The 7,312-nt window shown below is 40.2% G+C and carries 7 protein-coding genes; 2 read left to right on the top strand and 5 right to left on the bottom strand.

Annotated features, from left to right (window positions below):
• Positions 1-534: 534 nt before the first annotated feature.
• From MUB35_RS30075 to MUB35_RS30055, 5 genes are all read right to left on the bottom strand, one after another.
• Complete coding sequence (locus tag MUB35_RS30075) at positions 535-1,464, bottom strand: hypothetical protein (protein ID WP_059085305.1); 930 nt, start codon at positions 1,462-1,464, stop codon at positions 535-537.
• A 25-nt stretch (positions 1,465-1,489) separates the two neighbouring features.
• A complete protein-coding gene (locus MUB35_RS30070) occupies positions 1,490-3,496 on the bottom strand; it encodes a VirD4-like conjugal transfer protein, CD1115 family (RefSeq protein WP_025579348.1) in 2,007 nt (668 codons plus the stop codon).
• Positions 3,486-4,592: a hypothetical protein gene (locus MUB35_RS30065; protein ID WP_226854332.1), complete on the bottom strand. Its 1,107-nt coding sequence runs from the start codon at positions 4,590-4,592 to the stop codon at positions 3,486-3,488. The genes MUB35_RS30070 and MUB35_RS30065 overlap by 11 nt, the downstream gene beginning before the upstream one ends.
• Before the next feature lie 139 nt (positions 4,593-4,731).
• Positions 4,732-5,397 carry a DUF6100 family protein gene (locus MUB35_RS30060; protein WP_025579351.1) on the bottom strand — a complete coding sequence of 222 codons (666 nt, stop codon included), beginning with the start codon at positions 5,395-5,397 and terminating at the stop codon, positions 4,732-4,734.
• 7 nt (positions 5,398-5,404) lie between these two features.
• Positions 5,405-5,935, bottom strand: a complete 531-nt coding sequence (locus tag MUB35_RS30055; RefSeq protein WP_054338136.1) for a DUF5697 family protein — start codon at positions 5,933-5,935, stop codon at positions 5,405-5,407.
• A 400-nt stretch (positions 5,936-6,335) separates the two neighbouring features.
• Between MUB35_RS30055 and MUB35_RS30050 the strand changes: the two genes are divergently transcribed.
• Positions 6,336-6,509, top strand: a complete 174-nt coding sequence (locus MUB35_RS30050) for a plantaricin C family lantibiotic (RefSeq protein WP_114002469.1) — start codon at positions 6,336-6,338, stop codon at positions 6,507-6,509.
• A gap of 54 nt (positions 6,510-6,563) precedes the next feature.
• Complete coding sequence (locus tag MUB35_RS30045) at positions 6,564-7,214, top strand: hypothetical protein (protein WP_244807362.1); 651 nt, start codon at positions 6,564-6,566, stop codon at positions 7,212-7,214.
• Positions 7,215-7,312 lie beyond the last annotated feature (98 nt).

The following is a 7,312-nucleotide window of genomic DNA, read 5'->3' as shown; positions in this document are numbered from 1 at the left end:
AACCAGCGAATATATTTGACAGAGTATCCAGAATATTTGGATAAGAAAACCGATGGCTTTGACTGTTATCAGTCTACACCATCGGTTTTCTCATGTCCAGCTAACCTCTGAACAGTAACTAGTTTAAGTAATGACAATAACAATAATAAAGGGGGACTTGATTTCTCATATCCCCCAGTGTATAATCTAATTAAGAAAGGTAATCAGATGCAAGATCTGATGCCCTCAGTAAAATTTAATTTTTTTCTATGTTAAGACATAGCATCCATCAAACTTTCTCAGGGTTTATCGTGGATGCTATTTCTTATCATGTCGATTATCTATGTAAGTCAGAGCCGCAAAAACTACTAAAAGCAATGTGAGTACTTCCATTGTGTTCATGGGCATCACCCTCCTTTAAAAACTAGAGGGCTGGTCGAAATTGCATCCGCATCTCTTTCTCGATTAGCTATACTCGCTCAGTATAGCATGGAATATCTTGTATCGCAATAAGAAATGGATGTAGTGAGCTCCTTTTCATATTGCTTTTGGTAATCAGATATTTTGTTTGATAATCCTTGTAATGATGCCAACAGCAACATTCCGTTCTTCATCAATATGTGTCACAACAAAGGACACCTTATCTTTCTTCCCAACGGTGCGGCTGTCGTAGCAACTGTGAGCAATGGCGTTGACACCCAATTCTAACCGGACAAAAACAGTTCCTTTGTGGATGTCTTCCACCGTACCGGCATATTTTCCTTGTACCCGACAATTTTTCAGATTTTCTTTGCTGGTGTTGCCTTCCACGCTTTTTACATCTGCATGGATAGAGAGCGTTTCCGGGGAATCTCCCTGGATAGCTAAGATCCGGACCAGAATATGTTCCCCTACCTGGAATCGTTCCCTGGCATCACCCAGCCAGTCAAAAGACAGATCTCTTGCAAGGATGGAAGTTTCTACACCAAAGATTTCTGCCCGGACTACTTTTTCAGCAACGGCAATGACTCTGGCCTGCACAATACGGTCTTCGTGGATTTTATTCTGTCCGGAAGAGTCCTGATCAAAATAGAAAATCTGACGTTTCTTCAGCATAGCATCTTTCCGGCTGGCAACGATGCTTCTGGATTTGGTATCCAGTCCTTTGATTACAAAGTCGATTTCACTACCAAGCATGTTATTAAGGACTTTGTTCTGTCTAAGAGAGAAATCTCCGTAATCATGAGTTTCATCTTGGATCAGATTGATCATCATTTCCGAGATAGGGATGACTGCCCGATAATCTTTATAGTAAATAATTGCTATTAAGCTGCCGGCTTCGGTCTTTTCAATACCTCCCAGAATGCCGGTGAGAATTTTCCGGGTACGATAGGCATTTTGGATGTCATGCCAGATTAAATCCGCTTTTGATTGAGCAGTTTCTAATACAGTATCGGAGTCAAGGGTTAAAATAGGGGTGTTCAGGTTCATTGTTTCGTTTGCCATAAATGTTATCTCCTTTCAAAATGTGTTATGACATGATGGAATCTTTATCTAAAGGAACCATGCCAGAGTCGGGGGAATCTTCTATAAAATTTTCCTGAAAGAAATCCTCCATAAAATCATCGGGAGTAGGTTCCTGATAAACGGGTTCGGATGTAAAATGTGGTTTCTGTTTTGCTATTGACGCAGAAGATGAACGGCGTTTCCTTTTGGCTGATCCGGGTGAGGGCTGTGGTCGATACTCTGTTTCTTCCGAAGACCCATTTTTGCGCCATTCAGGTATGTGTTCCGATGCTTTTCTTGGTGTCAGCTTTTTGGCATCTGGATGCAGGGTATAATCGTACTTTTCTACTTTTAGGACTTTTTGCCCACGTAGGATAACCAAAGCAGTATCAAGCGGGAGCCGCAAGATTTCATCTGGTGTTAAGAGTTTTCGTTTGCCGATAGATTTTGTCTGCCGGTATTCCGGTGTATAGTCGGATACCCGCCAGCTATTGAGCTGCTTGGCTTCGCTGCTTACCCCTACGGTCACATCGCCGCTGCGGTTGCTGATAAAGGTAGCAGTAACTTCATCTGTGCAGCCCAAAAAGAGCTGGGTATCACAGTTGCCAATGATTTCCTGCCATTGGTTATAAGGATAGCGGTTCTGCATCTGGGGCAAATTCTGAAAGATGCAGGAAATGCTGAGATTCCGGCTTCGGATTACACTGATTTTCTTATTCAGTTCCAGGATAGCTCCGGTGTTGGCAAGCTCATCAGCCAGTATATGTACAGCAACAGGAAGTTTTCCTTCTTCTCCATACTTATCTGCATAACGGACCAGTTTGATGAAGATGAAGGTCATAAACAGGGAAGATAAAAAATCGAAGGTGCTGTCCTGGTCTGAGGTAATGCAAAAGTAAGCACATTTCTGTTTCCCTGGAAGTGTCAGATCAATCTCATCATAAGAGGTAATCTGCCGAATGAGTTTATTCTGAAATACCTGAAGTCTGGCACCCAATCCGATAATAACTCCGCTTCGCACGGTATCACTGGCTTGTTTGTAGATGCAGTAAGGAACTTTTGCTGGATGGGACACTGGGAGCAGATCAAAAAGACTGTTCAGCTCCTTTTCGGAACTCATGGTCAGCAGCTTATAAACCTGTCCAATATTTCTGGCTTCCGGCGGAAAGCCCTGATCTACATAGAGAACCAGGGCTTTTAGCAGGTTCATCTCCGCATTATCCCAGAAATGATCTCCTTTTCCGGAACCTGTATTCTGGATAATGACATCTGCAAATACCTGAGCCATCGTTTCTTGTCCATTGATTTCACCCAGACAATTCCAACTATCCGAGTTTTCCGGATTGACCAGATTAAATGCTTTTACTACATAGCCCTCATTTTCCAGATAAGCAGACATGCTTTCATAGAGTTCGCTTTTGGGATCGGTAATGATTAAACTTTCCCCGGAAGCGTTGTTGCCTTCCTGCCCTCTGGCGACACACTGGAAAATCATATTCCTGGCAAATGCCCTGGATTTCATGGAACCGCTGGCACCATACACGGCGATATTTTTATTCATTCGTGTTTGATATGGAAGACATACGGCTTTGCCATTTAATTTTCCTAAAATGGTTCCTTTATTTTTCTTGACATCTCCGGTCAGTTCCAAAACTTTCATCATTTCATCTGGAGTCATGAATCCGGATGTACCGTAGGTTCCTTTTGTAGAGTAATTTAAGTTCCGGTCATGGTCACTAATTTCCCCGTTTCTGTCATATCCCATACGCATAAGTAAAAAAGTAAGAAGCCCAAAGAGAACCAGGCAAAGAAAAATCCCATACAAATTGTATGGGAAATCGGTAAGGGCGGTATGAAAGCAGACCAATGGGTGTAAAGAAGCTGCTTGCGGATAGGTTCCGTTGCCGGCAAAGTTTCCGGCAGAAGTCCATTCCTGATAGTTTTTAATAAATTGTGCTGCGTATCCTCCGGCATACAGAGTGCAGACGCTTATGGGAAGCAAAAACAGGAACTTCCACCATTTACGGTTCATTGAAAAACCTCCTTTTAAACTTTTGAAAATCAATGCTGGAGAAGTGTATATCTGCAGTTAGGTATTTTTTCAGGCAGGGAAGCTGAAAGTCAAAGCAAATCAGGTTCCCGGATAGCCCATATACATTTAATCCAGTATTGAAGCGGTTGATACGCTGCATGTCAAAATCATACGCAAGCAAAATAGGATTTTCCTGGCTGTCTATTCCATCATGTTCAATTGGCAGATCCTCACGCTGGGGAAAACAGTCGGACAGTAGTAGCTGATTGAGCTGCATCATACGCTGGGGTTGTACCAATAAACGGAGCAGGTATTCTCCGTAGCTGTTATTGGGCAGGAAATAGAAGTGTTCATACGAAGTATCCAGCATGAACAGTGTTTTTTTGTATCCACCGGTACTGGTAAGGAGCCGGAAAGCCATATCCATATCACTGCCAGTCATGATGGCATAAACGGTAGGTGGCCCATGGTAAGGAAGTCCCTGAAGATAGTGCTGCAAAAAAGCATTGAGTCGGACTTCCGTTTTGTATTCCCATTTTAGAAGTGTATTTCCGGTATTATAAACAGCATAGACACAGTGAGGAGCCATCAGGATTCCTATACAACGGGAATTTTTAATTTTGGTAGTGGATGCTCCAAGATTTTTTATTTCTCTGGAAGAGTAAAACAGAGGAAGGCTTCGCACAGGAAACGTAGCCGCTTCGCTGGATTCAGAAAAAAGCAGCGGCTTTTCATCTGGAAAGAATGGGATTCCGGCATGTGAAAGCGTTAAATAGGTTTCTGCTTTTTGATGAAGTCGCAGCCGTCTTGGTAATTCACTACGTATGAGGTTGGTTTCTGCATTTCCGGTTAAATAGTTTTGAAAACGACAGGGATTTTGCGAAAGCAGCAGTTCTTTTGCCCGTTTGGTAAGGCGATAACCTCGTAGGCCATCTTTATAGTGTGTTCTTATAAGCTTACTCTGCTTTAAATCTGTAACCACCTTCTCTGCATAGGAATCACTCTCAATCAATCTGTTAAGCTGTCCGGAAGGGAATTCCCCACATAGCCCAACCATTTCCAAAAGCTGATATTTTATAGAATCGGTTTTTATCAAATAAGCATCACCTCAGTTCGATTTTTACCTATGACAGCCTATACTTGGGTAAAGTAAGGGCGGTATTAAGCATAAAAAATGCAAAGAATATGGCTTCTTTGCAGAAAAATTACCCATATCGGAAAAAGAAAGAAAAATATCAGGAAATTTCCGATATGGTTTTGATAGACTCTTTTCTATCTTTCAGCCAGCCAGGAAAGATTTCCGGTTCCATTACAAAGATAACGGTGTGATCGTAATTCCCCAGTTCCGTAGTGTGATAGGAGTCGCAAAAGAGTCCCGTATCATCAACCAGAACATAGGAAGCGATAGTATCTAAAATCTGTTTGAACTCCAAATTATCGTAATCACGTATCCGTTGTAAAGAAAGGCTCTGGTCATAAATTTGACTAAAACAGACCACACATCTTTTATATAACGGAATAGAATGTTCTGTCACATAAGTCTGCAAGGCAAGGTTTAATGGCTCATGTAGAAAAGCGGTGTTGGTTCGCAATTTACGTTTGGGCAGTAGTCCTGGCATGGTAATGGAAAGAACACTATTTGAAAAAGAGATTTTGATTCCCTGCACAGCCGCAGCCTGTTTCAGATAGTCTTTCTTTCCAGTGTCAGTTGTGGTATATACCAGATTTCTGAGCTGGCAGGCAATCCTTTCAGAACGTAGGGCAGCACTGATACTCAGCTCTTCGTATTTGTCGGCATACGCTTGAATATCTGTTGTTTTCAATGCAAAAATAGTGTTGTGAAGTTTTTGGACTTCATCATCAATGCTCTGTAAACGGTCAAAAACAGTTTTGGTGTTCATACATACCTCATTTCTTTGCATAATAGCTGACAGATCCGGTAGAGGAGTCTACAAGGCAAAAGGCAATCACGCCTGTGATATGAATTTTTGCAGCCTGTTCTTCTGTTTCTAATACAACCAGCCGTTTCGCATCGCTTTTTGTCTGGCTTTCCATGACATGATTGATAAGATATTCTTGTTCCTGGGGGACATAGAGGACTTCATACCACTCATCTTTAGAGAAAAAGTTCAGTTTCACAGGAAATTCACCGTCAGTATGGTACACAATGGCTGTTTTGAAGTCCAAAAGCACCCAAAAGGATGCAATCATGCCATAATCAGGATTGTTTGCAGATTCCTGGCTGTCGAAGAGAAGCCCGTTCTCCTTATCATAGATAATGCGTTTTTGTTTTACCAGACTTGTGATCAGAGATTTGATAGACTCTCTGTTTTTGGAAAAGAGCCGTAAGACCTGTTCATATTGCAACGAATGGTAAGTTGTAATGAACCGGAGCAGTTGGGCACCTTCCCCTTGATAGATTTCATTTCTTGTTTTCATGGTAATCTCCCTTCATTATATAATAGGAAGTTTTACTTACACTGTACGCACAGAATACGTTTTATTTTAGGGGAAGTACGCTGTACGTACTGTGTAAGTATTGGCTACTGTCAGCGAAAGGTTTACGGGTACAAAAAAAGCACCGATTAAGGTGCTGGGGAAAATAGGAATACTATAAGCAATACCTATTGTAACATGGGTAAAATTACCCTTCAATCGCAGAAGTGTGCCAAGTTGTGGCATATTTAGGAAATGATAAAGACAGTTGAAAACCAATTAGGAAGAAAAAATGTCAATCTATACCAAAAATAAAGACGAAATTCGGAGATAGGATATAATAAAAATCAAGATACTTAGGTATCAAAAGGCCCTAGTTCTGAAGAAAGGAATGGTGGATATTATGAGAAAATTTGACAGAACAAATATGAAATATAACAACCCGGCTGGAGATCTTTTGACAGAATTAGAAGCAGCAGATTTGACAAGTAACAAAGTTGATAGTTTAGCTTCATCAGGTGTGGTTTGCACAATTTCTGTTGAATGCGGAAGTATTTTTACACTTGCTTGTTGCTAATTAACCAAAGATGATTTTAGAACTAGGGCCTGGATTAAGAGAAAGGGAGATAACATGAAAAAATCTAGTTATTTATCTGAAAGAGTGTATGATGCTATTCCGTCTGAAATAAATATGGAGTCTTTAGAGTATTGGAAGAAAATACTGAAGGAGGAAGGATTACAATATGTAAAGAAAAACCACCTTGAGTATTTTTTTGGTTTTATAAATAATTGTGCTTTTAGTAGCCACGAGAAGAGTCAACCACGAAATTTTGTGAAATTGTCTTTGAACAAAAAGGCGTTTAGGCATGAGGGTGAGAAAATGGTTTTCGGAGCATTTTATGATCCTTTTGTGCAAGAGGCAAATAGACAGCTTAGAGAAATAGTTATACAAAGACGATATATCAATGAATCGATTCTATTTGATTTTCAGCAATTTTTGTTTAATTCGCTTAATAATCTTTGTATCCGAACTTTAATTTATGAAATGCATATATGTGGACAAGAAGGCGTGTTAAGGGGAAATGAATCTGAACAGTATCAATATTATATCGACCATTTTTTAAAGGATAAACAATATTTGAATGATTTATTTTCGCTTTATCCAGTGTTAGAAAGAAGGATAAATGAAATTATACAAAATGCGATAGATATTTACAAAGAAGTGATAGAGCGCATTGAGAAAGATGCAGATGTTTTATTAAAAAACTTACTAAATTTCTGATTATCTTTTCATAAGTTGGTAAATGCCGATATATCCCGTATTTTAGGGCTTTATCGGTATTTTCTTTTTGGAAGATACCTTGCATAAGCTGGCATTTA

Source organism: Blautia sp. NSJ-175, assembly GCF_022867815.1.
Lineage (GTDB): Bacteria > Bacillota > Clostridia > Lachnospirales > Lachnospiraceae > Blautia > Blautia celeris.
The sequence above is the reverse complement of the archived record's forward strand: the minus strand, read 5'-3'. Positions and strand labels throughout refer to the sequence as shown.